At 60.2% G+C, this 20,556-nt stretch carries 22 protein-coding genes; 1 reads left to right on the top strand and 21 read right to left on the bottom strand.

The annotated features are described in order from the left end of the window. The coding region (locus tag PA598K_RS02200) for a sugar phosphate isomerase/epimerase family protein (RefSeq protein WP_260405226.1) at nucleotides 1-886 on the bottom strand (886 nt) is incomplete at its 3' end. Continuing rightward, the gene (locus PA598K_RS02195; RefSeq protein ID WP_128655270.1) at nucleotides 855-1,664 is read right to left on the bottom strand and encodes a phytanoyl-CoA dioxygenase family protein; all 810 of its coding nucleotides are present in this window, start codon (nucleotides 1,662-1,664) and stop codon (nucleotides 855-857) included. The genes PA598K_RS02200 and PA598K_RS02195, both read right to left, overlap by 32 nt. Nucleotides 1,665-1,826: 162 nt before the next feature. Here PA598K_RS02195 and PA598K_RS02190 point away from each other — a divergent pair, with 162 nt between their 5' ends. Then, entirely contained in the window at nucleotides 1,827-2,654 is an 828-nt protein-coding gene (locus PA598K_RS02190) for a helix-turn-helix domain-containing protein (protein WP_128655269.1), read from the top strand. 140 nt (nucleotides 2,655-2,794) lie between these two features. On the opposite strand, the gene PA598K_RS02185 is transcribed toward PA598K_RS02190, so the two are convergent. The 19 genes from PA598K_RS02185 to PA598K_RS02095 all read right to left on the bottom strand — a co-directional run bounded on the left by PA598K_RS02185 (nucleotide 2,795) and on the right by PA598K_RS02095 (nucleotide 20,492). After that, entirely contained in the window at nucleotides 2,795-3,166 is a 372-nt protein-coding gene (locus PA598K_RS02185) for a MarR family winged helix-turn-helix transcriptional regulator (RefSeq protein ID WP_128655297.1), read from the bottom strand. Between the two features lie 65 nt (nucleotides 3,167-3,231). Further along, nucleotides 3,232-4,182, bottom strand: a complete 951-nt coding sequence (locus PA598K_RS02180) for a ring-cleaving dioxygenase (RefSeq protein WP_128655268.1) — start codon at nucleotides 4,180-4,182, stop codon at nucleotides 3,232-3,234. Between the two features lie 50 nt (nucleotides 4,183-4,232). Then, nucleotides 4,233-4,856 carry a nitroreductase family protein gene (locus PA598K_RS02175; RefSeq protein WP_128655267.1) on the bottom strand — a complete coding sequence of 208 codons (624 nt, stop codon included), beginning with the start codon at nucleotides 4,854-4,856 and terminating at the stop codon, nucleotides 4,233-4,235. A 417-nt stretch (nucleotides 4,857-5,273) separates the two neighbouring features. Further along, a complete protein-coding gene (locus PA598K_RS02170; RefSeq protein WP_128655266.1) occupies nucleotides 5,274-6,131 on the bottom strand; it encodes an SDR family oxidoreductase in 858 nt (285 codons plus the stop codon). Between the two features lie 107 nt (nucleotides 6,132-6,238). After that, the gene (locus PA598K_RS02165) at nucleotides 6,239-6,655 is read right to left on the bottom strand and encodes an Rrf2 family transcriptional regulator (RefSeq protein WP_128655265.1); all 417 of its coding nucleotides are present in this window, start codon (nucleotides 6,653-6,655) and stop codon (nucleotides 6,239-6,241) included. Between the two features lie 120 nt (nucleotides 6,656-6,775). Continuing rightward, a complete protein-coding gene (locus PA598K_RS02160; RefSeq protein WP_128655264.1) occupies nucleotides 6,776-7,369 on the bottom strand; it encodes an AAA family ATPase in 594 nt (197 codons plus the stop codon). 6 nt (nucleotides 7,370-7,375) lie between these two features. After that, nucleotides 7,376-8,125 (bottom strand): class I SAM-dependent methyltransferase, encoded by a 750-nt coding sequence (locus PA598K_RS02155; RefSeq protein WP_128655263.1) that lies wholly within the window; start codon nucleotides 8,123-8,125, stop codon nucleotides 7,376-7,378. Nucleotides 8,126-8,131: 6 nt separating this feature from the next. After that, the gene (locus tag PA598K_RS02150; protein WP_260405225.1) at nucleotides 8,132-8,797 is read right to left on the bottom strand and encodes a class I SAM-dependent methyltransferase; all 666 of its coding nucleotides are present in this window, start codon (nucleotides 8,795-8,797) and stop codon (nucleotides 8,132-8,134) included. Between the two features lie 86 nt (nucleotides 8,798-8,883). After that, nucleotides 8,884-10,530, bottom strand: coding sequence for an ABC transporter substrate-binding protein (locus PA598K_RS02145; RefSeq protein WP_128655262.1), 1,647 nt, complete (start codon nucleotides 10,528-10,530; stop codon nucleotides 8,884-8,886). A 36-nt stretch (nucleotides 10,531-10,566) separates the two neighbouring features. Beyond that, entirely contained in the window at nucleotides 10,567-11,373 is an 807-nt protein-coding gene (locus PA598K_RS02140) for an ATP-binding cassette domain-containing protein (protein ID WP_128655261.1), read from the bottom strand. An 85-nt stretch (nucleotides 11,374-11,458) separates the two neighbouring features. Further along, entirely contained in the window at nucleotides 11,459-12,226 is a 768-nt protein-coding gene (locus PA598K_RS02135) for an ABC transporter ATP-binding protein (RefSeq protein WP_260405224.1), read from the bottom strand. Between the two features lie 34 nt (nucleotides 12,227-12,260). Next, on the bottom strand, nucleotides 12,261-13,097 hold the full coding sequence (gene nikC, locus PA598K_RS02130; protein ID WP_376739029.1) for a nickel transporter permease: 837 nt from the start codon (nucleotides 13,095-13,097) through the stop codon (nucleotides 12,261-12,263). A gap of 23 nt (nucleotides 13,098-13,120) precedes the next feature. Beyond that, nucleotides 13,121-14,050 (bottom strand): nickel ABC transporter permease, encoded by a 930-nt coding sequence (nikB, locus tag PA598K_RS02125; RefSeq protein WP_185601453.1) that lies wholly within the window; start codon nucleotides 14,048-14,050, stop codon nucleotides 13,121-13,123. A gap of 116 nt (nucleotides 14,051-14,166) precedes the next feature. Then, on the bottom strand, nucleotides 14,167-15,864 hold the full coding sequence (locus PA598K_RS02120) for an AraC family transcriptional regulator (protein ID WP_185601442.1): 1,698 nt from the start codon (nucleotides 15,862-15,864) through the stop codon (nucleotides 14,167-14,169). Between the two features lie 93 nt (nucleotides 15,865-15,957). Continuing rightward, a complete protein-coding gene (locus PA598K_RS02115) occupies nucleotides 15,958-16,968 on the bottom strand; it encodes an ABC transporter substrate-binding protein (RefSeq protein ID WP_260405223.1) in 1,011 nt (336 codons plus the stop codon). A gap of 241 nt (nucleotides 16,969-17,209) precedes the next feature. Next, nucleotides 17,210-18,538, bottom strand: a complete 1,329-nt coding sequence (locus PA598K_RS02110; RefSeq protein WP_260405229.1) for an arsenic transporter — start codon at nucleotides 18,536-18,538, stop codon at nucleotides 17,210-17,212. A 354-nt stretch (nucleotides 18,539-18,892) separates the two neighbouring features. Further along, nucleotides 18,893-19,291, bottom strand: a complete 399-nt coding sequence (locus tag PA598K_RS02105; RefSeq protein ID WP_128655257.1) for a disulfide oxidoreductase — start codon at nucleotides 19,289-19,291, stop codon at nucleotides 18,893-18,895. 11 nt (nucleotides 19,292-19,302) lie between these two features. Continuing rightward, a complete protein-coding gene (locus PA598K_RS02100) occupies nucleotides 19,303-19,989 on the bottom strand; it encodes a DsbA family protein (RefSeq protein WP_128655256.1) in 687 nt (228 codons plus the stop codon). A 137-nt stretch (nucleotides 19,990-20,126) separates the two neighbouring features. Further along, nucleotides 20,127-20,492: an ArsR/SmtB family transcription factor gene (locus PA598K_RS02095; protein ID WP_128655255.1), complete on the bottom strand. Its 366-nt coding sequence runs from the start codon at nucleotides 20,490-20,492 to the stop codon at nucleotides 20,127-20,129. Nucleotides 20,493-20,556: the final 64 nt, after the last annotated feature.

Raw genomic sequence — 20,556 nt, 5'->3', positions numbered from 1 at the left:
GCCACCGGTCGCCGAGCTCGCGGATCGCGCCGTCAGCCTCTCGCACGGTCATCGCATACGGCGGCGGGCCCAGCTCGCAGATGAACGGCAGCACCGCATCGCGCATTCCAATCGCCGTCATGCTGGCGGCACCCTCCCCCGTGCCCTGCGGGCTGCGCGCGCCAAGAGCGCTCGCCAGCCATCGCCGCATCCCCGTCTCCCACCACCGTAGAAAGTGCGGCAGCATCGGATGCTCGCCGTCCGGGGACAGATCGTCCTGGATCTGCTGGCCATTCGAGATCCGTCCATGGATCGCCGCCGTCCGGTCGAGCAGACGATCGATCCGCTGCTCGGCCTCCTCGGACTCGCGCAGCAGCTCGCCTGCTACGACATAGTGGGACAGATCGATCGTCAGGCGCAGCGACTCGACTGCCTCGACATACGCGGCGGTGCGGATCAGATCCTGGGTGATCGTGCCGCGATGCGTCTCGATGTAGGCGGGGACACCGGCCCGCCACGAGCTTTCGCACAGCTCCCGCAGCAGCGCTACCGCTGCCTCGTCCGTGACGAAGGGGCGCATCACTTGCACGTTGACATGCTCGATCCGCCCATAGCTGCGGGCGCGATCCAGATCTGCCGCAAGCTCTGCCGCCGTGCGCGGGTAGCTGTTGACACTGAGACAGAGCTCGTAGCGATCCAGCAGGCGATCCCACTGCTCTGCCTCCTCGGGAGGCGGCAGGAAGCCGTTGATCCCGTCGAAGCCGGCTCCGGCGATCCTCTCGAAGCGGCGCTCGAGCGTATCGGGATGCTCAGGCTCGCCGAGTCCGCTCATCGCCCACCAGGACATCTGCACGCTGAGCCGGGGCTTGCCCGGATCAGTGCGGATAGAGAGGCTCGAACTCGACACCGCATGGCCCTCCGTCCGGATTGTTAGCCAGCGTTACTTCAGAGCCGTCGCCCCGGTAAAGCGGCTGGTAATGCGAGCTGATCTGCATCGCCGACGCGTTGGCGTAGTGGCAGATGAACGCCCGCCGGAACCGGTCCTTCGTCCGGTTGCGATAGGAGCCGTGGATCAGATTGCCGTTGAAGAACAGCACATCGCCCGCCTCCATGACGACCGGTACGGCCTTGCGATCCTTGGGCGGCTTGACGTAATGGGTCGTGAACGATTCCTTGGCGTCGGCATAATCGGGGCAGACGATCTCGTAATCATGCGTCTTCGGCACGACCAGCAGCCCGCCATTGTCCTCGTCGGCCGGGTCGATCGCCGTCCAGGCGGCGATGCAGTTGCCCGGCTCGACCTTCAGATAGAAGTTGTCCTGGTGCAGCGCCTGCCCTCGCGAGCCCGGCGGCTTGTAGTAGAACATGCTCTGAGCGGCCAGCGCCTCCTCCTCGTATAGGTCCCCCAGCGCCTCTAGCACCGGCGGATGCAGCATATAGCGCTTGGCCGCCTCGTCGAAGCGATGCGGATGCATGACGCGCGGATAACGCCGCAGCGGGTCGCCGCTATCTCCTTGCAGCTCCGGCTCGAAATGTCCGGGGATCGTCCGCTCGCCGATCGCTGCGAAGACTGTGCGAATCTCCTCGAGTTGCTCCTCGCTGAACAGCCCCTTGACGATCAGATAGCCTTCGGTTTCGAATTGATGCTTTTGCGCGGCTGTAAGCGTTATCGGTTGATACGCCATCTTGTTGCCCCTCTCCTGTGATATGGCTTCAGTATAGAGCTACGGCAAGGGAGAGGACAGTAACAATCATGCTAATGATTCACACAATCCTGCTATCGTGTCTGGCGTAATGCGGTATTGTCGGCTATGCTGATAGGAGCATGAACGGTGGAGGTGTGGAGGATGGATCAGCGGATATGGAGCACCGCACCGGAGGACGAAGCGCAGCAGCGTTCGGCTTACGGGGTGGTGATTGCCGGACATTTCTATGAGGATGACAGTTATGCGACAGAGCGTCCGCAAGGTCGGGAAGACTGGCTGCTCGTCTATACAGTGAGCGGTCGAGGATACTTCGAAGGTCCGGAGGGCGGCAGGCTGCACTGCGAAAGCGGCGATGTCGTCCTGCTGCGACCAGGGACGCCGCAGCGCTACGGGACGGTCAAGGGCGAGACGTGGCAGCTCGTATGGGCGCACTTCTCGGCCCGACGGCTGGAGGAAAGTCTGCTCCCGGCCGAGCCATTGACGGTGCAGTCCCTGGAGAAAGGTCCGGTGCGCAAGCGCGTATACCGGGCGATGCGCAGCATCATCGCCGATCAGCGCGAGCGCGGCGACTATTGGCAGGAGCTCAGCCTGGGGGCGCTCCGCGAGATTCTGATGCTGCTCGCCCAGCGTCGACGCCACCGGTACGACCCGCGGATCGAGGAGGCGCTGCATTATCTGTCCGAGCATATGCGCGAGCCGATCCGGATCGAGACGATGGCCCGACATATCGGCTTGTCGCCGTCGCGCTTGTCCCATATGTTCAAGGAAGCCGTCGGCCTCTCCATCATCGACGCGCTCAACCGGATGCGGATCCGCCAGGCGACGCTCTTCCTCGAGCATACGGACCTGACGGCCTCCGAGGTCGCGTACGAGGTCGGATTTCACAACTACAATCACTTCATCCTGCAATTCAAAAAATGGCATCGCCTCACGCCAACCGAATACCGCAGCAAGCTCCGCGCCCCCTGAACGCGTCATCGCTGTCGATGGCGTTCGGGGTCGCGGAGCCAGTAGCAAGCAACCTAGACAGAAGGACTTATGCCTCATCTAGCCTTGCGCCAGCCTCTGCGCGCTCCTGCGTCATCGACCTCGCTCGACTCGACCTGCTATCAGCTCTCCGACGCATGCAGCCCCAGCTGCTTGAGCAGCGTCACCGTTTGCTGCTGCTCCGCCTCGGACAGACCTTGCATCGACTCGGTAATGGCCAGCGCATGGCGCGGGAAGATATCGTCCATCCATGCCCGTCCCTCATCCGTCATCTCGGCGAAGGTGACGCGCCGATCGTCCGCGCACGGGACGCGCCGCAGCAAGCCCTTCTTCTCCAGCTTGTCGATGTTGTAGGTGATGCTGCCGCTCGTGATCAGCACCTTGTCGCCGATCTGCTGGAGCGGCAGCGCGCCCTTGTGATAGAGCAGCTCGAGGATCATAAACTCCGTCGAGGAGACGCCGTAGCTCTTCATATCCTTGATCGCCCGATCCATGATCGCGCCGTGCGCCTTGGAGAGGACGACGAACAGCTTGAGCGCCAGCTCCTGCTCGGCCCCGGTCACGACCGGGGCTCCTCGGGCACTCGCACCTCGATCGGCAGCAGATTGGCCTCGATCTGCGCGCGCGCCGGCTCGAACCAGGAGGGCAGCATCAGCTTCTCCCCCATCGTCTCCGCGGACTCGTCATGCGCAAAGCCTGGCGGATCGGTCGCGATCTCGAACAGGATGCCGCCTGATTCGCGGAAGTAGATCGCGTTGAAATACTGACGATCGATGATCTGCGTCGGCTGGAAGCCATGCCGCTGCACCTCGGCCTGCCACTGCTGATGCTCCTCGTAACTCCGGGCTCGCCAGGCGATGTGATGGACCGTGCCTGCGCCGCCCGCGCCCCACTCGATATCATGGTCCGGCACGTCGATCAGTTGGCCGATCGTCCCGCCCGCGCGGAACCGGGTATAGCCCTGCTCTGTGCCGATCCGGCTCATGCCGAAGATCTGCTCGAGTGTCTCCATCGTCTTGGCGGCTTGCGTACTGAACAGCACGGCCCCGCCAAAGCCCTTGATCGCCATCTCCGGCGGGATGCCGGCGAACGAGCGGCGGCTCGGCTCGCCCTCGGCGCGCTCCACCAGCTCCAGACGCAGTCCCTCGTTGTCGGAAAATTGCAGGTACGACTCGCCGAACCGTTCCGCCTTCATGACCGGGATCTCGTAGCGGCGGAGCCGCTCCTCCCAGAAGCTCAGCGCGCCGATCGGCACCGCGTACGTCGTAATCCCGACCTGGCCGCCGCCGATCCCGCCCTTGCGAGAGTCCGGCCACGGGAAGAAGGTAATGATCGTACCGGGACTGCCGTCCTCGTCGCCGAAGTACAGGTGGTACACCTCGGGGGCGTCGAAGTTGATCGTCCGTTTAACGAGCCGCAAGCCCAGTATGCCCGCGTAAAAATCTACATTGCCCTGCGGATCGCGGGCGAAAGCCGTAATATGATGAATACCGTCTGTATGCATAGTCATAGGTTATCTCTCCTGTTCTATAGTAAGCTCGTTCGTAAGCACGCTGTTCCTCAGAATCCGTTGTGGATCACAAATTCGCCAACCGGCTTGCGATAGCCGCGCGGTCGTCCGCCGTTCGTGTCTTCCTTCCCTATCGCGATCAGCAAGGCTGGCACGAGATGCTCAGGCACCTGCAATGCCTCGCGCATCTTGTCCGCATCGAATCCGATGATCGGGCATGTATCCCAGCCCTTGTCCTTGGCGATCATCATGAACAGCATCGCCGACAGGCTGGCATTGCGGATCGCTTCCTCGCGCATGAACGTCTCGCCGCGCTCGAGGTAGAAGCCTGTGACCGACTCGACCGTCAGGTCGTACTCCTGTTTATTCAGGATGCCCAGATGTAGTAGTCCTTCATTGATCTGGGCTGCATCCTCGTAAGCTCTCGTATCGCCCAGGACGAGGATCGCCGCCGAGGCCGTCTTCACCTTATGCTGCCGATTCGCTGCCTCGTAGACGCGCTCCCGTGCTTGCGGCTCGGTGACGACCACATATTTCGCATGCTGCAGATTAAACGCGGATGGCGCGAACTTCACGAGCTGGAACATTTCATCGAGCTCTTGTTGACGGATAGGGGTATCCGGAATAAATTTTGCGGCGGAACGTCGGTTGCGAACTACGTCAGTGAATTCCATGTTGGATGCGCCTCCTGGGCTGTTATTTATCTTAAATTAAAGATATATGATTTTAAGATAATTGTCAAGCTGTGAATTGTGCTCCCGTAATGGCCCCACGCCAAAGGAACATAGGGAACGCTATTTGGCCTCATATCATGGTTTTGGCCGTCTTCGGGAACATAGGTAACCTTATTCGGCTCATTCACCTCCGTTTTTCTTGTTTTGTCACACATAAGGTTACTCATGTTCCCTCGACCCTCGAAAGCTATCAATAAGAGAGAAATAAGGTGATGAATGTTCCTTAGCACTCGTTTCCTTAGCACCCGCTGAACGTGGCTACTTAGCAACAGAAAAAAGCAGCCAAGACTGGACAAGGTCTTCCCTTGTCACAGCCCTGGCTGCTCCTTACTTCAAGTCCGTACGAATCTATATTACTTACTCGCCAATCAATTGACGAAGCGCCTCGCGGATCGGCGTCACTGGACGACCCAGCACCTGCTCGAAGTCGTTGCTTTCGACGGCAAGCGTGCCCTCGCGAATGTTCTGTTGGATGCCTACAACGATCGGCAGCGCGAACTCCGGTACGCCAGCCTGCTTCATGATCTCTCCATAAGCCTCGTCGCTTACTTGTTGAACGGCGACCTCCTTGCCGATCACCTGGCCAAGCTCGGCTGCCAGCTCCGCCTGCGTCAGCAACGGTCCGGACAGCTCATAGATGCGGTTCTCATGGCCTTCGCCGGTCAGCACTGCGGCAGCGGCTTCGGCATAGTCCTGACGAAGCGCCCAACCAGTCTTGCCGTCGCCAGCAGAGGTCACCCAAGGCGCTCCGGCGAGCACAGCGTTGATTGCGCCCAGCTCATTTTCGAGGTACCAGTTGTTGCGGAGGATTGTATAAGGCGTGCCGCTCTCGAGGATAGCGCGCTCGGTCGCCTGATGCGGAGGAGCCATCAGATTAGCGCTCTCGGCGGCGTTAGCCAGGCTCGTATAGGCAATCAGCTTGACATTGGCGCGGACAGCAGCCTCCACCGTTTGCGTATGCTGACGGATGCGCGTCTCGTTGTCGCCATCAGCCGAGATGATGAGGATGCGGTCGATGCCTGCGAACGCTTTGTCGAGCGATTCCGGCTGATCAAAGTCGCCTTGCCGGACGTCGATGCCGCGCGCACGCAGATGCTCTGCTTTCTCCGGGGTACGCACACTGACTGCGAGCCCCTCTGCTGGCACCTTCGAGAGCAGCGCCTCGACGACCTTGCCGCCCAATTGTCCTGTCGCGCCTGTCACCAAAATTTTCATCGATAATTCCTCCTCGGATTTTTGTTGTTACCGCCAATGTTATAACTTACATAGTTACAACGAGGGCATATGATAAAAGCTCGTTGGCCTAAAGCCAAATTGAGCTTTTATTGAAGTTGATGAATGACTTGTGCCAGCGACGTCTCTGCCAGACGACGCTCCATCGCAATCTGCGCGGCTTCCAGCTCCCGCTGCAGCACCTGCTCGATATTACGTCCTACCGGACACTTGATATTGGACTGCTCGTGAATACGGAACAATCGGTGCTCGTCCGCGACATGAACGGCGCGGTATACATCGAGCAGCGTCACCTCGGCGGGGTCCTTCAACAGCGATGCGCCTCCGACGCCGGCCCGAACCTCTACCAGCCCGGCCTTCTTCAGCATGCCCATAATGCGGCGGATGACGACAGGATTGGTATTGACGCTGCTCGCGATATAGTCGCCCGTGCATTCGCCCGGACTCACCGAGATCAGCGACAACGTATGGACTGCGATCGAAAATCGCGTACTGATCTGCTTCATGCTGCATCACCACCCTGTTGTAACCAGTATAGTTACTTCGGGTGGAATTGTCAACAAGTTTGCCGCAAGCAAGTATATACATATCTGGCGTGCAGTTGTTAACCTGTCATAGCCTGCCCGCTATTTGCCCCGGATATGCTGAAGCGAGACGATCAGCCGGTCCACGCTCCGCCGCAGACGGCTGCGCCGATCTGGCAGCAGCGTCAGGCCGCTGCGGCTGGCCAGTGTAGCGACGACCTGATCAATGTTCAAGTCGTCCGTCTCAAGCTTCTCCCCGTCCAGCTCATGATCGAATGCATGGATGCACCGGTCAATCTGCGCTCTCGCCCACGCATCCTTCCGCTCCAGCCGTTTGGTCAGCCTGCGCTGCAGCGTCTGCTTGCTGGCGTACAGGATGAAGTGTCTGGGAGGCGAGCCTAGCTGGTTCACCCCCTCCGTCATCTCGGCATAGTAGTCCGGCCGCGTGACCGTCATCGGTACGATGATCGTACCCTTGTACTCGCTGGCTAGCAGGGTCAGCATGTCGTGATTGAAGCGACGCCACTCCGGATAGTCCTGGAAGTCGGATCGGCGGATCGACGGCGGTATATTGCTGCCGATGAAATAACCGACATTCTCCGGGTCGTAAACATAGGCGTCTGGCAGTCTGCGACGCAATTCATAGGCTGTCGACGTTTTGCCTGAGCCAAATGCGCCGTTGATCCACAGGATCATCTCGGTTCACCTCTCTGCTCGGATGAGGAACATCGGCGTGCAACGGCTGAGCAGCTGTCGCCTCTCATCGAGGACCCGTTCACCCAGATCAAGCTCGCTCGCAATCTGTACGAAGCCAAGCTCGCTCAACACCTGCTCGTCCCAGGCCGGACGATGCTGCCGGGTAAGCGGAAGCAGCAGACCGAGTCGATCCGTCTCCTCGCGGTCGGCGTGGTGTGGCGGCTCGCCCCAACCGCGCGCCCGGTACTCCGCAAGCGCTTGTTGATGCTGCCGCTGCGTCTCTTCGTGCCAGAGCGGCCAGTTCCAGTTGGCATCGAAGATCAGGAGTCGACCGCCCGGCCTCAGCACGCGCATCCACTCGCGGTATGCCCGCTCCGGCTCGGGGAGACTCCAGGTCACATTGCGACAGACGACGAGGTCATAGCTCTCATCCGGCAAGTCCAGCGTATGGGTGTCCATCTGCTTGAAGTCCACCGTTACGCCTTCGCTGCTCGCATGAGCGGAGGCTTCCTCTAGCATATTGGCCGCACAGTCAGCGCCAGTCACCTGATGGCCGGCGGCAGCGAGGATGACGGAGAAAAACCCCGGGCCGCAGCCGACATCGAGCACGCGCAGCGATTGGCCCTCAGGCGCATGCGCCTCGATCAACTCCAGCCACGCCTGGCGGCGGGGGCTCTTGAGCTCCTCGGCGATGCCTTCGCTATAGAGCGTTGCTTCGCCTTCCCAGTAGGTTGACACTTGTTCCTGTCTGATCATTTAGGCTCACTCCTTTGTGGCGATAATCTCGAACCGTTGTTCGTCCTGATAGCCGTACTTCAGATCATGCATCGGCAGGGCGCCGCGCGGGATGTAATCTCTCTGCACTGCGATCGCTCCGAACCCGGCCAGCCTTAACGCCTGCTCGTCCGCCTCCGGCCGCATCACTTGAGTGAAAGGCAGCTCTTGCAACAGCGCGCGGTCGTCGCGACTTCGCCGCCGCACCCGGCCCTCGGTCAACAGGATTAACAGCCACGATAGCGCGTATCTGAGCGCATGGCATCGTCTGCGCTCGGCCGGGTATAGATAGTTGCCATCGAAGACGATGAGCTTGCCGCCGGGCTTCAGCACCCGATGCCACTCGGCATAGGCTCGCTGCGGATCGGGCAAGGTCCAGACGACATCGCGGCAGACGACGGCGTCATAGCTGCCATCGGCTTCGCTGCTCAGGTCCTCTGCGTCGGCGAGATAGGCTGTCGCCTCGCAGCCGTATTGCCTGAAGATGGATGCCGCCCGCTCGATCATCCCCGGCGAGGCATCCACCGCCGTCGGCCGATGTCCTATCCTGGCCAGCAGGATCGAGAGGAATCCGGGGCCAGTGCCGACGTCGAGCACGCGCTGCCCCCGCCGCTCGCCCAACGCCCTGGAGAGCAGTCCTTCCCAGAAGGACACGGTGCGGCGGCTGCGGAATTGCGACCGGATGACCTAGTCGTAGCCATCAGAGCTGGCTGTCCAGTAGCTGGCGATCTCCCGCAGCATTAGCGATCGCCTCGCTTCAGCTCGCCCCAGCGGATCGGGCTAAAGGTCGCGTCGCCAAAGGCGAAGCCCTCCACATGGCGTTGGATCGCAGCCAGTTCCTCGGGGAAATAGACGGCCGCGAACATCGCCTCCTCGTACATCCGCGCGAAGATGGCGTCATACGCCTTCTGCCGGTCGTCGGTCGCGGTCGTGGCGAGCGCCATCTGGATGAGCGACTCCAGCTCGCTGTCCGACCAGGCCACTGCGGGCGCCTCGGCGGTATGATGGAACAGCGACTGCAGGAAGGCATGCGGATTATAAGCATCATCATAAGTCCGGTAGAGGATCATATCATATTCGCGTGTCGTCCACAGCGTATCATAATACGCATTCGGTTCCAATACCTGCAGCTGCGCATCGATGCCGATGGCGGCCAGCTCATGCTGGATCAGCTCGCCGATTGGCTTCCATTCGGGGAACTCGGCCTGCTGCAGGACGAGACGGAGCGTCAACGGCTGGCCGTCGGCCTCGACAATCCCATCGCCATCCGTATCGTTGTACCCGGCCTCCGCGAGCAGGCTGGCAGCTGCTGCCGGATCATAGCTGTACCACTGTTGGTTTTGCTCCGTCACATAGGGCACGGTGAGCGGGAAAAGCCCTTGCGCCTCGCTGCCGATCCCATCCATCAGATCATCGACAATGCTCTTCTTGTCGATGGCCAGATTAATCGCCTGCCTCACCTGCAGCTGCTGCAACGCCGGATGACTCCCGTTGAAGATGACGAAGTGGGAGTTGGTCCCGGCCGTCCGCTGCAAGGTTAGCTGCGCATCGGCCTCGATGACCGGCAGACTCTCGATGGGCAGACGACCGAGCTGGGTGCCGACGATGTCGACCTCGCCGCTCTGCAGCGCCAGCACCCTGGACTGGCTGTCGGGGATGACCTTGAGGACGATCCGGTCCAGATGAGGCGCCTTGCCCCAATAGTGCGGATTGGGGACGAGCACGGTCTCGCGGTCGCGCTCATAGCTCTCGGCGATCCAGAGCCCTGTGCCGATGGCCTCGACGAACCTCCCTGCGCTATCCCCTGCCGGCTCGACGGCGCTTGGGCTGATCATCCGAACCGGTCGCGCGAATGCCAGCTCCGTCAGGAACGGATAATAGGCCTTGTCAAAACGAAGGACGACCGTATGCTCATCCGGCGTCTCGATCGCTTCCAGCGCAGTCGCAACCTGGAGCGAGTTGGCGGGATCATGAACCCATCGTTCAAAGGAGAATCGAACGACCTCTGCGTTGAACGGCGTGCCGTCCGAAAAAAGCACACCCTCGCGCAGATGAAAGGTGTAGACCTTGCCATCCTCCGATATGTCCCAGGATTCGGCGAGCGAGGGCAGGATCTCGCCCTTCGGTCCATAATCGACCAGACCGTCGTAGATCATCGGTTGAAGCTGCATGGAGCCATCGTAGCCGCCGGCGTCCAGCTGATCTATGCCCGGATCGGTAGCAACGGCCACCGTTAATGTCATTTTAGGCGCGTCTGCGGTATCTGTTGTGTTTGCGACTGTCTCTGTATTCGTAGCTGCCTTGCTGCAGCCGCCCAGCACGAGCAGCAACAACGCCAGTACGATGAGATAGGCTTTAGGGTTAAGGAAGTTCATTTGGTTATTCATTCGCGATGATGTCCTCTTTTCTGGTTGATAGTAGGGTTAAGCCCGCGACGCCCGCTGCCCCGGCTCGAGGATCGGGATCGCCTCCAGCAGCTGCACGGTGTACGGATGCTTCGCTTGCTGGAGCATGCCTTCCCCGGACAGCTTCTCAACGAGTAATCCCTCGTGCATCACATACACCGTATCGCAGAGCCGTTCGATCGAGCTGAGATCATGCGTGATGAAGAGATAGGCCAGGCCAAGCTGTCGCTTCAGCGATTCGAGCAGCGTTATCACCTGCCTGCGATGCGCAGCATCGAGGCTGGATAGCGGCTCATCGCACAGGATCAGCTGCGGACGCAGGGCGATCGCTCTGGCGATCCCGACCCGCTGCTGTTGGCCTCCGCTAAGTTCGCGGGGCAGTCGCCCGGATAGCTCGCGATCCAGTCCGACCTGCTCCATCGTCTCGCCGATGCGACTGCGCAGCGCACTCCCGCGCATCCCGTAATTGCGCAGCGGCTCGGCGATGATCTGCTCCACGGTGAAGAGCGGATCGAAGGCCGCCAGGCTGTTCTGGAATATCATCTGCAGCTCGCGCCGCATCGCTCGCTTCTCCAGGCTGCTCAGATCGCTCAGATCCTTGCCCTTGAAGCGCACAGCGCCCGAGGTGGGTCGTTCCAGACCGAGCATCAAGCGCGCCAGCGTGCTCTTGCCGCTGCCGCTGCCCCCGATCAATGCGATGCTCTCGCCTGCCCCGATCGTCAGCGAGACGTCGCGCACAGCGACTGTTCCATCGGCCTTGCGAGCCAGCCAGCCCGACTGCGGACGATAGATCTTGGCGACCGCTCGCGACTCCAATAAGTTCATGTCGTCCTCCCTCCTGTCTGTTCCTGTAGCCGAACCTGTCGACACCTGAACATCGTGAGCCGATCCCCGTATCCGGTCTGCCCGATCAGCGACTCGACAGCAGCTCGCGTGTATAGGGGTGCGTCGCGGATCGGAAGATGCGATGCACCTCGCCTGACTCGACGATACGTCCAGTCTTCATCACATACACATAGTCGGCCAGCTCGGCGACGACTCCGATGTCGTGCGTGATAAGCAGGATCGCCAGTCCGTCCTCGCGTCGGAGTCGTGAGAGCTCCCTGAGGATCTGAGCCTGGACGAGTGTATCGAGCGCTGTGGTCGGCTCGTCGGCGATCAGCAGCCTGGCTCTCGAGGCCAGCGCGAGCGCGATCATGACGCGCTGACACATGCCGCCGCTCAGCTCGAAGGGATAGCTCTCATATACCCGTTGCGACTCCTCCAGTCCGACGCGAGCCATCAGCTCCATCGCATGCGCTCTCCTCTCGCGTCTGGACGTCTGGCGGTGATGTCTGCGGATCGTCTCGACGAGCTGATGGCCGATCGTCAGCAGCGGATTCAGCGCATGCAGCGGGTCCTGGAAGATCATCGCCGCCTCTCTCCCCCGCAGCTGTCGCAGCTGCTTCGCGTTGCACCCTGCGAGGTCGTACCCGGCGAGCCGGAGACTGCCGCCATCGATCCGGCCGCCTCGATCGAGCAAGCCGACGATAGCTTGGGCAGTCACGCTCTTGCCGCTGCCGCTCTCGCCGATGAGCGCTACGATCTGGCGCGGCCGCACATGGAGGCTGACGTCCTCGACTGCCGAAACGGTGTTCGATTTGCTCTCGAAGACGATACGCAGCCTCTCGATCTCCAACAGATGTTGCGACTCCTTCATATCCTTGATATGATCAACTCCTTGTCCGCTCTCTGCCGCTTCCGCCGCGCGCTGCCCGCATGCCTTCGCCCAGCAGGTTGAAGCCGAGGACAGCCAGCATGATCGCGATCGCCGGATAGATCAGCAGTTGAGGCTGTGTCTGCAGATAAGGCCGACTGTCGCTCAGCATCGCGCCCCACTCCGGAGTCGGCGGCTGCGCGCCAAGACCGAGGAACGAGAGTCCCGAGATCGCGAGCAGGATCGTACCCGCCTCGATGGAAGCCAGCGTCAGGATCGGCCGGGCCGCATTGGGCAAGACATGACGGATCAGGATACCCAGATGGGATGTGCCGACAGCATGAGCGGCCAGGATATAGTCGCTCGTCCTGATCTGCTGGACGATGCTGCGTATGACGCGAGCATAAGGCGCCCACCAGACGAGCGCTACCGACAGGAGCAGATGCGACAGTCCCGGACCGAGCAGCGCCGAGATCGCCAGCGACAGGATGAGACTCGGAAAGGCAAGCATCATGTCCGCGCCCCGCATCAGCAGCTGGTCCACCTTGCCGCCGATATAGCCCGACAGCAAGCCTACTGCGGTGCTCACGGCAAAGATGAGCAATAGCGCAAGCAACGTATAGAAGACGGAGAGCCGGATGCCATAAATAAGTCGGGACAATAAACAACGTCCCATCGCGTCCGTCCCGAGCGGATAGCTCCAGGATGGAGGAGCCAGCTTGTTGGCCAGCTCGATCTGCAGCGGGTCTGACGGCGCCAGCCAGGGCGCGAGCAGCCCTGCCAGCAGATAAAGGAGGAGGATCGAGCCGCCCAGCCAGACGCCGGACGTGTTGTTCATCGTGTTGCGTATCACTTGCATGCGCTCCTCTCTGACGATCAGCTCGTTCTAAGCCTTGGATCAAGCAGCAGCTGCAGCGCATCCACGACCAGATTGACCAGGACGACGATGATCGCCATCATCAGGACATAGCCCTGAATCGCGAGATAGTCCTTGGCGAATATCGCCTCGACGGCATACATGCCGACGCCCGGCCAGGAGAAGATGCTCTCGACGATGACCGAGCCGCCGAGCAAGCCGCCGATCTGTACGCCGAGCAGAGCCAGACTGGGCAGGATAGCATTGCGCAGCGCATGACCGACGATCACCTGCCATACGCTCAGACCTCTGGCCCGCGCCGCTTTGATGTACAGCTGGTCCAGCTCCGCCAGCATACTGGCTCGGAGCAGACGGATGTAGACGCCGACCAGGCCGCAGCCTAGCGTGAGCGCGGGCAGCAGGACCGCCGTCAGACCATCCCTTCCGACGACGGGAAATAGCCTCAGCTTCACCGAGCCGTAATAGAGCAGCAACAATCCGAGCCCGTACGCCGGCATCGAGACACTGAGCAACGAGCCGATCCGGCCCGCTCGATCGAGCAGCCCGCCAGGACGCAAGGCGGAGCCGATGCCGATCGGCAGAGCCGCCAGCAGCGCCAGGATGATCGCATAGGCCGCGAGCTCGGCCGTCGCCGGCAAGCGTTCGAGCAGCTCTGTCGCCACGGGACGTCCTGTCCGAAGCGAGAGTCCGAGATCGAGCCGGATCAGACGGCCCAGCCAATGTCCGTATTGCGCCAACAGCGACTGATCGAGACCAAGGGTGCGACGCATGACCGCTATCGCTTCCGGCGTCGGCCTTGTCCCTTCGGCGCGCAGCATAATCTCCGCCGGGTCGCCGGGCATGAGCTGCAACAGCCCGAAGCTTAGCACGCTGATGCCGAGCATAACGGGGATCAGCTGCCATATACGTTTGTAGAGATAATTTCCAATTGCCCAACTGCCCCTTTCGATATTTATTCGTAACGATTACTATTATAACACGGATTTATAAAATAAAAAGACCCGTCTTTTCAACGGGTCATTCGATATCCGCAGCCTGTACGCTCTTACGCCAAAAATCGCAGCACATCGTCGATCTTGCGATGATTGGCGAGCACGCCGTAGTTCATCCAGCTGAAAAAGTCCACCTCATACACTGCGCCTCGGCGCACAGCCGGCAGACTGCGCCATAGAGGGGAGGACAGCAGCTCTCTTCCCTCTCCCTCATCCTTGTCGAAGGTAATGAACAGCACATCGGCATCAAGCGCTGCCAGCTGATCGAGCGTCAGATCGATCCGACGCTCAGCGGCTGCGAGACGCTCGATCATCGGATGCGGCTGCAAGCCTAGATCGCCGTAAAGGACCGGGCCGACATAGCCATGAGCCGAGCCGCCGTACAGCACGAGCCGCTGCGCAGAGATGCGCAGCAGGGCGACCGTCCGGCCGTCGAGGCGCGGCTCGAGGAGGAGACGCGCGCGCTGCGCCTTGGTCTCATAATGCTCGATAAGCTGCTCGGCCTGTACGGTCTTGCCGAACTGGTCGGCAATCGCCAGCAGGATCGAGCGCCACGCCTCTCCCTGCTGCGGCAGCTGCAGCGTAGGCGACTGTCGCGTCCAGGCATCGAGCCCCCATCGCGGCGCGCCGTCGTCCAGCAGCACAAAGCTGGGCTGCAGTTTCTCCATCTGATGCTCCTGTGCTTCGTCGAGCGTATACTCTGCGATGTCCTGCAAGCCCAGATAATCCTGTCGCCCCCACCTGGAATGGGCGATCTGTGCGCAAGGTCTGAGGCCAAGCGCGACCAGATAGTCCTCCAGGAAGGGTGCGAACACGCGGCTCGGATCTGTCGTGTTGCGCCGATACTGTCCGGGGGATACGCCGACGAGCTGCTTGAAGCGCCGCCCGAGATAATACTCGCTGCTGAATCCGCTCTGCTCGGCGACCGCCGCCAGCGGCTCATCCCCTTGCGAGAGGAGCGACTTGGCGCGCTCGATGCGCAGCCCGTTCATATATTCGAGCGGCGATTGGCCTGTCTGCGCCTTGAACAGCCGCGTAAAGTGGCTGCGCCCGAGCCCGGCTAACGCGGCCAGCTCATCGACCGAGGGCGCGCGATCATAATGCTGTTGCGCATAGTCGATCGCGGCCTGCAGTCGTTGTGCAGGATGGGCCGTGTCGGCGCCCTCCGACGGATCAGAGGCTCCTAGCGCGACCACTAGCTCCAGCAACTCATAGAAATGCTGCTGCGCCTGCAAAGCGGACCGCCAGTCCGGCAACAGTCGTAGCCGCTCCAACTCGCTCAACAGCGCCAGTGCTTGGCTGCTGCGGATGGCGCAACTGAGCTCGCGGAGGAAGCCAGGCAACGCGCTGTCTTCATCCATCTCGATATTAGCCGTCTCGTTACTAGCCACCTCAGCACCCTGTGCCATTAGCGGGATGAAGCGCAGCCGATAGCATGTCGCTCCCGCGGCTCCCGCCTCAAGCCGCCACTCCTCTGGGGAAGCGATGACCGTAAGCTCCAGCTCGCTCAGCGAGAGTGTCCCGGCCTGTGACTGCAATTGCTCCTGCTTGGCGAGCGATAGCGTCGCGGCCTGCAACTGCACGTCTCCTGTGCAGACCGCAAGCAGCTCATAGCCACGCTTGTTGTCTACCGCCACCGACTGGCATCGCTCGCCCGGCTGCAGCTCGCAGCGTCGCAGCTCCGTCATCCCCCACCAGCTTAGCGACTGCCATCGGGCTGTTTGTTGTCCTTCCTCGATACTTTCGCGCATGGATGCTACCCCCAACCGATCACAACGATAATCGTTCTCATTCATCTAGTGTAATCGATTGTGTTTGCTGCGACAAGCTCTGCCGCTATTTGCCTAAGGAGCCATGACCTTTAGCAGATCCTCGGCCTTCATCAGATTGGCTTTCATTCCGCCGGATTGCCAATGCGTGCGGTCCATAACATACACGTTGCCGTTCTTGACCGCCGGCAGCGATTGCCAGATCGGGTTGCTCTCGAGCGAGGCTACTGACTCCTGATTGGCCGGGTCATCCCAGGCTCCGTTGGACACGAACAGGATAATATGGTCGGCGTCGAGGTCGCCGATCGACTCCTCGGACAGCACCTCGTGATATTCCTCCATATCCCGCGCCCACGGGTGCGGCGTCAGTCCCATCTGATGGTAGATATTGCCGATGTAACGATTGGTGATGCCGAACAGCGCCAGCGTTTTCTCCCCTACATTAAGCCGGACGACAGCCACGGTCTCATCGCCTACCGCGCTTTGCAGCTTCTCCTTCGTCTCCTCCATCGTATTGTTGTACGTCTCGATCGCTTCCGTCGCCTTGTCCGGGATGCCGAGCACGTCGGCGATTTCCTTCAGGATCGCTTCGGGGTCCAGCAGATTTTCCTCATGCAGCCGGTAGATCGGGGCGACCTTGGAGAGCGTGTCATATTTCTCCGCGTCATAGGCGCCGTCGGCAAGGATCAGATCCGGGGCCAGCTCCAGCCATGCCTCCGGCGTGCTGGTCGCGTCGAACTCGGGCGCGTCAAGCGCCAGGTAGTCTTGCTTGCCCCAGCTCGGATGGTACCACTGGACAGCCGGGTCGACATCCAGCATCGTCAGGTAATCTTCGAGGTATAACCCCACGATGCGCTGCGGATTGACCGGTACCTTCACCTCGCCGAACTCATCCTCCATCGTCTTGTATTCGGATGCAGCTTCATTTCCCTGATTCGTTGTCTCGGTTCCCGTCTGTGCCGCTTGTTCGGCGTTGGTTTTTGGCGCTGCGGGCTCCGCCCCTTTTTCTCCATTGCCGCATGCGCTCGCCAGCACCGTCAGCGCCAGCGCGCCGGCGACGAGCATCGTCTGTTTGCGTGTTGCCATGATGATGTCCACCCCTGATTCATATAGTGTCGTCGGTTTGATAGATACTGATAATCATTCTCATACCGTTCGCTAGCATTATATCAAGCTACTATTTTCCCCACAATGCACTTTTGGATACTGTCCTTTGCACAAATGCGCTATCGCGCACGCCAAAACGTCCGCGAAGGCATGGCGCTCCCTCCGCGGACGTCGGTACTCGACTCTCGACCAGCGTACCTCTGCGACAAAACAAACTCTGTCAGGAATGTATAATCAGCAGCCACAGCCACAGACTGCTCAGGGTGACCGCCAAGGTCGGTATGGTCAACAGCAAGCCGACCTTGAAGTAGTAGCCCCAGGTAATCTTGACGCCCTTGCGCGCCAGCACATGCAGCCAGAGCAGCGTCGCCAGCGAGCCGATCGGCGTAATCTTCGGCCCGAGATCCGAGCCGATGACATTAGCATAGATCAGCGCCTCGCGAATCGCGCCCTCCGTCCCGCTGCCCTGGATCGCTAATGCGCCTATCATGACAGTCGGCAGATTATTCATCACGGAGGAGAGGATCGCAGCTACGAAGCCCATCCCCATCGTGGCGACATAGAGTCCCTGATCTGCCAGCCAATCGAGCAGTCCGGTGAGCTGATCGGTCAGTCCGACGTTGCGCAGTCCGTAGACGACGACATACATGCCGATGGAGAAGACGACGATCGTCCATGGCGCCTCTCGCATGATCGCTCTCGTGTTGACCGCAGGACTGCCCTTGGCTGCGACGATGAACAGCAGCGCGACCAGCATAGCGACCATCGATACCGGGATGCCCGCGAACTCGCTCACAAGGTACGCGACGAGCAGGATGCCAAGGATGTACCACGAGAGGCGGAACAGCCGCCGATCCTTGATCGCTTCTGCCGGATGCTCAAGATCGCTCGTATCGTAGGCGTCCGGGATGCTGCGGCGGAACAGCAGGTAGAGCACGCCCAGGCTGGCCAGAATCGAGAATACATTGGGAATCGCCATCCGTCCGGCATACTCCAGGAAGCCGATGCCGAAGTAGTCGGCGGAGACGATATTGACGAGATTGCTGACGACGAGCGGCAGCGACGCCGTATCGGCGATAAAGCCGCAGGCGACGACAAACGGCAAGATCATTCGCATATCGAACCGCAGCGCCCGCACCATCGACAGTACGATCGGCGTCAGGATAAGCGCTGCCCCGTCGTTGGCGAACAACGCCGAGACGACAGCTCCGAGCAGGATGATATAGACGAACATGAGCCGTCCGCTGCCGCGCGCCAGCCGGGCCATATGCAGCGCAGCCCACTCAAAAAAGCCGATCTCGTCGAGGATCAGCGAGATCAGAATAATCGCCACGAACGTCAGGGTGGCATTCCAGACCATCAGGGTGACGTCCTGCACATCCTGGAAGCTGACGACCCCCAGCGCAAGCGCGAGTAGCGCTCCGCCGGCGGCCGGCCAGCCGATGCTCAACCCCTTGGGCTGCCAGATGACGATAGCGAGGGTGACGATAAATAAAAGCGACGCAACGATAAACATGATGCCTCCTGTACGTGTTAAGCAGCGGTCAATCGCAGACGGAAGCTGCCAGATGATGATCAAGCCAAGTTATTTTTGCTGCTTGCGAAGGCATGCGGGCAATTTGGAATAGAAATATTGGTCACCTATTCGAATACTAATCGGTGCCCATCAAAAAAGCCAGCTTTTTCTTTGCGTTGCGACAATAGCTAGGGTGATCCCCAGAAGAGCAAAAGAAGAGCCCTCCCTTAACGGACGGCCCTTCTTACGCTAACGGTCAGATATGATGCTTAGCGGGCAGAATCGGCTGATCTCCAATTCTAAAGGTCATTTGCGACACTTAGCCGATGAAAATCGACGGATGCCAGCTCTTTTGAGCTTCTAAGCAGCAAAATTGTTCCCCTCTCCCTATCTGCGACGCAACAGCAGCAATCCCGTAATAAGCGTGAACGCTACGAACGCCAGGAACGGAATTGTAATGAAGCCCAGCCAGTTGATGTACTGGGTGTTGCACGGCACGCCCTGCGCGCAGGGCTTGATCTCGGCCAGCCCCGGCACCTTCTGATGCAGATAGTGGTAGACGGATACGAGCATGCCGAGGATCGAGAGCGGCAATACGTAACGGCGCTGCCGGATATCGTCGCTGTAAGCGGCGATGCCCAGCACGAGCGCCAGCGGGTACATCAGGATTCGCTGATACCAACAGAGCTCGCAAGGAATATACCCGCGCACCTCGCTGAAGTATAGACTGCCGAGCATCGCCACCAGCGCGACGAGCCAGGCTAGATAGAGATTGTATGCTCTCATGCTCCTGCCTCCTACTGCTTCAGCTCATGCTCGATGGCTGTCTTGATCGCTTCGTAGTCAAAAGGGCTGCTGATAATAATGTTATTGATCATCACCGTTGGCGTCAGGCGGATATCGAAGCTGTCCACCAACGTCATATCGGTCTCCACGCGAGCGATCATCTCCGTCGAGCTCAGGTCACCGGCTAATTGGTTGGGATCGATGCCAGGCACCGTCGCCTCCGCCACCTCCAGCAGCTTCGCCTCGGTGATCCATTCGCTGTCGTGATCGGCTCCCGGCTGCTCGTCGAACAGCTTTTTGTGGAAGGCCCAGAACTGCTCCGGGTTCGACTGCCAGACCGACTCGCTCGCCAGAGCGCCGAGCAGCGACTCCTCGCCGTGGAACAACACATTGACATACGAGAAGTTGGCTTGTCCGCTCTCGATATAGTCCTCGAGCAGCTTGGGCCATACGCTCTCGCCCCACGCCTTGCAGGAAGGACACTTGTAATCGCCGAATTCGACGATCGTTACCTGGGCACTGGGATCGCCATAGACCGGCTGTCCTTCGATTGAGGGGGCTTCCTCGGCTCTCACGAAGTCGGCGCCGTTGTTGCTATTGGACTGGGCGATCACGAACCAGGCGACTGCAATGATGACGGCGAGCGCCGTGATGATGACTAATGCACGGGATTTTGGGGGCGTATTGGTGCGACTCATAATGCACTCCTTCCAAATGTTCACAAAGCTTCGTACTTCCTACCCTTTACATTAACATATGAGCATGAATTCATGCTACTATTGCTACTATCGAGCCCATAAAAAGACTCCTGCCCGCAGGCAGGAGCTAAAACCGATTATCCATGGAGCAAATGGCTCATCGTCTGCAGGAAGATCTGTTTGACATGCTCGTCGTCGAGCGAGTAATAGACCGTCTTGCCGTCCTTGCGCCGCTTGACGATCCTGACGTTGCGCAGATAGCGGAGCTGGTGCGACACGGCGGATTGCGCCATGCCCAGCACCTCGCACAGATCGTGCACGCACAGCTCGCGATCCAGCAGCGCATGGATCATCTTGACTCGCGTCGGATCGCCCAGCGCCTTGAACAGATCGGCCAGCTCCGTCGCCGTTTGCTCCTCTAGACGCTGCTCGCGCAGCGCCTCCAGGTTCGCTTCCGTACCCGAGCAAGCGGCCTCGCACTGTTCATCGATCGCCTTGTTCATCGCTCACACCACCTTCATAGTTCGTCTTCCTATTATATCAGAAAGATTACACTTAAGGCAGCGC

Source organism: Paenibacillus sp. 598K, assembly GCF_003851045.1.
Taxonomy (GTDB): domain Bacteria; phylum Bacillota; class Bacilli; order Paenibacillales; family Paenibacillaceae; genus Paenibacillus_D.
This window is presented reverse-complemented; position numbering and strand designations above follow the sequence as displayed.

Excerpts from the sequence above, each read along its gene's own strand:
- PA598K_RS02165 (WP_128655265.1), bottom strand. The coding sequence starts at position 6,655 with ATGAAGCAGATCAGTACGCGATTTTCGATCGCAGTCCATACGTTGTCG.
- PA598K_RS02155 (WP_128655263.1), bottom strand. The coding sequence starts at position 8,125 with ATGATCAGACAGGAACAAGTGTCAACCTACTGGGAAGGCGAAGCAACG.
- PA598K_RS02195 (WP_128655270.1), bottom strand. The coding sequence starts at position 1,664 with ATGGCGTATCAACCGATAACGCTTACAGCCGCGCAAAAGCATCAATTC.
- PA598K_RS02180 (WP_128655268.1), bottom strand. The coding sequence starts at position 4,182 with ATGACTATGCATACAGACGGTATTCATCATATTACGGCTTTCGCCCGC.
- PA598K_RS02100 (WP_128655256.1), bottom strand. The coding sequence starts at position 19,989 with ATGAGTCGCACCAATACGCCCCCAAAATCCCGTGCATTAGTCATCATC.
- PA598K_RS02115 (WP_260405223.1), bottom strand. The coding sequence starts at position 16,968 with ATGGCAACACGCAAACAGACGATGCTCGTCGCCGGCGCGCTGGCGCTG.
- PA598K_RS02190 (WP_128655269.1), top strand. The coding sequence starts at position 1,827 with ATGGATCAGCGGATATGGAGCACCGCACCGGAGGACGAAGCGCAGCAG.
- PA598K_RS02185 (WP_128655297.1), bottom strand. The coding sequence starts at position 3,166 with ATGGATCGGGCGATCAAGGATATGAAGAGCTACGGCGTCTCCTCGACG.
- PA598K_RS02120 (WP_185601442.1), bottom strand. The coding sequence starts at position 15,864 with ATGCGCGAAAGTATCGAGGAAGGACAACAAACAGCCCGATGGCAGTCG.
- PA598K_RS02175 (WP_128655267.1), bottom strand. The coding sequence starts at position 4,856 with ATGGAATTCACTGACGTAGTTCGCAACCGACGTTCCGCCGCAAAATTT.
- PA598K_RS02170 (WP_128655266.1), bottom strand. The coding sequence starts at position 6,131 with ATGAAAATTTTGGTGACAGGCGCGACAGGACAATTGGGCGGCAAGGTC.
- PA598K_RS02095 (WP_128655255.1), bottom strand. The coding sequence starts at position 20,492 with ATGAACAAGGCGATCGATGAACAGTGCGAGGCCGCTTGCTCGGGTACG.
- PA598K_RS02145 (WP_128655262.1), bottom strand. The coding sequence starts at position 10,530 with ATGAATAACCAAATGAACTTCCTTAACCCTAAAGCCTATCTCATCGTA.
- PA598K_RS02160 (WP_128655264.1), bottom strand. The coding sequence starts at position 7,369 with ATGATCCTGTGGATCAACGGCGCATTTGGCTCAGGCAAAACGTCGACA.
- PA598K_RS02105 (WP_128655257.1), bottom strand. The coding sequence starts at position 19,291 with ATGAGAGCATACAATCTCTATCTAGCCTGGCTCGTCGCGCTGGTGGCG.
- PA598K_RS02140 (WP_128655261.1), bottom strand. The coding sequence starts at position 11,373 with ATGAACTTATTGGAGTCGCGAGCGGTCGCCAAGATCTATCGTCCGCAG.